Here is a 2,059-nt window from a genome sequence, read left to right as displayed (position 1 = left end):
TAGGCCCCCGCCCGGGTCCACGGCGCCCGCGCCGCCGGGGCCGCCGCCCCGGGGTCCGCGCCGCCGGGCCGCAGCACCGACGCCAGCACCACCACCACGGCCGCCAGCTCGTCGGCCGCGGGCCGCCCGCGCCGCACGTCGAACACCGTCTGCACCGTCTCCGCGGATGCGTCCCCCTCGGGGACCCGCGCCACCTGTTCGGTCATGACCGGTCGCGGCGCCCCGCCGCAGCGGGGCGCCGCCGCCTCCTCACATCGGGGGGTTGCCGTGCTTGCGGTAGGGGGCGGGGGACTCCTTGCGGCGCAGCGCGGCCAGCGACCGCGCCAGCACCGACCGGGTCTCCGCCGGGTCGATGACGTCGTCCACCAGGCCGCGCTCGGCCGCGTAGAACGGGTGCATCAGCTGCTCCCGGTACTCCTCGACCAGTTCGGCGCGGCGCGCCTCCGGGTCCTCGGCGGCCGCGATGTCCCGGCGGAACACCACGTTGGCCGCGCCCTCGGCGCCCATCACCGCGATCTCGTTGCCCGGCCAGGCCAGCGACAGGTCGGCGCCGATCGACCGCGAGTCCATGACGATGTAGGCGCCGCCGTACGCCTTGCGCAGGATCACCTGGATGCGCGGCACGGTCGCCCGGCAGTAGGCGTAGAGCAGCTTGGCGCCGTGCCGGATGATGCCGTTGTGCTCCTGGTCGGCGCCGGGCAGGAAGCCCGGCACGTCGACCAGCGTCACCAGGGGGATGTTGAACGCGTCGCAGGTGTTGACGAACCGCGCCCCCTTGTCGGACGCGTCGATGTCGAGCACCCCCGCCAGCGCCATCGGCTGGTTGGCCACGATGCCGACCACCGCGCCGTCGATCCGGGCCAGCGCGCAGATCAGGTTCGGCGCCCAGCCCGCCTGGATCTCCAGGTACTCGCCGTCGTCGACGACCTCCTCGATGACCTCGCGCATGTCGTAGGGGCGCCCCGGGTCGCTGGGCACCAGGTCGACCAGGCGCTCGCCGCGCCGGTCGGCGGGGTCGGCGGAGGACGCCTGCGGCGGCAGCTCCTGGTTGTTGGCGGGCAGGTACGACAGCAGGTACCGGACCTCCGCCAGGCAGTCCTCCTCGTTGTCGAAGTCGAACGCGGCGACCCCGCTGACGCTCGCGTGCACCCGGGCGCCGCCGAGGTCGTCCTGGCTGATGCGCTCCCCGGTCACCGCCTCGACCACGTCGGGGCCGGTGATGAACATCTGCGAGGTCGACCGCACCATGAACACGAAGTCGGTCAGCGCGGGGGAGTAGGCGGCGCCGCCGGCGCACGGCCCCAGCATGACGCTGATCTGCGGGATCACCCCCGAGGAGCGGACGTTGCGGGTGAAGATCCCGCCGTAGCCCGCGAGCGCGGTCACGCCCTCCTGGATGCGCGCGCCGGCGCCGTCGTTCAGGCTGACCAGCGGGGCCCCGGCCGAGGCGGCCAGGTCCATGATCTTGTGGATCTTGGCGGCGTGCGCCTCGCCGAGGGCGCCGCCGAAGATCCGGAAGTCGTGGGCGTAGACGAACACCGTCCGCCCGTCGACCGTGCCCCACCCGGTGACCACGCCGTCGGTGTGCGGCCGCCGCGCCTCCAGGCCGAACCCGGTCGCCCGGTGCCGGCGCAGCCCCTCGATCTCGGTGAACGACCCCTTGTCCAGGAGCAGGTCGATGCGCTCCCGCGCGGTCAGCTTGCCGCGCGCGTGCTGCGCCTCGGTGGCGCGCTCGCTCGGGCCCGCGGCGACGGCGTCCTTCAGCTCCCGGAGGTCCGCCGTCCGCTGCGCCAGGGACGGCGGGCGCGGGGGCGCCGCCACCGGTTCGGGTGCTCGTGTCTCATCCGCCAGCGTCATGTGCCGGACTCCTCCTCCACATCGGTTCCGCGTCGCGGGACGGGCCTCCGCCCATAGGTTCGGCCCCCGCTGTGAAAGCGGGATCAAAGAAGCCACAAACCCGCCCCCGGGACCGGGGGAGCCCGGCCGCGCCCACCCCGTGGCCGGTCGGCCGACGCCGCACCGCCCGTGGAGGCCGGCCTCCGCCCGCCCCGACCCCCCC

2 protein-coding genes are annotated in these 2,059 nt (G+C 74.9%); both read right to left on the bottom strand.

Annotated features, from left to right (window positions below):
• Positions 1–206 (bottom strand): acyl-CoA carboxylase epsilon subunit (locus tag NT8_RS27965; protein ID WP_157516008.1); only part of this gene is annotated, 206 nt, incomplete at its 3' end.
• A gap of 43 nt (positions 207–249) precedes the next feature.
• Positions 250–1,857, bottom strand: a complete 1,608-nt coding sequence (locus tag NT8_RS27960) for an acyl-CoA carboxylase subunit beta (RefSeq protein ID WP_067976062.1) — start codon at positions 1,855–1,857, stop codon at positions 250–252.
• Positions 1,858–2,059 lie beyond the last annotated feature (202 nt).

This window comes from Nocardiopsis trehalosi NBRC 14201 (assembly GCF_001552555.1).
Lineage (GTDB): Bacteria > Actinomycetota > Actinomycetes > Streptosporangiales > Streptosporangiaceae > Nocardiopsis_B > Nocardiopsis_B trehalosi.
This window is presented reverse-complemented; position numbering and strand designations above follow the sequence as displayed.

Excerpts from the sequence above, each read along its gene's own strand:
- NT8_RS27960 (WP_067976062.1), bottom strand. The coding sequence starts at position 1,857 with ATGACGCTGGCGGATGAGACACGAGCACCCGAACCGGTGGCGGCGCCC.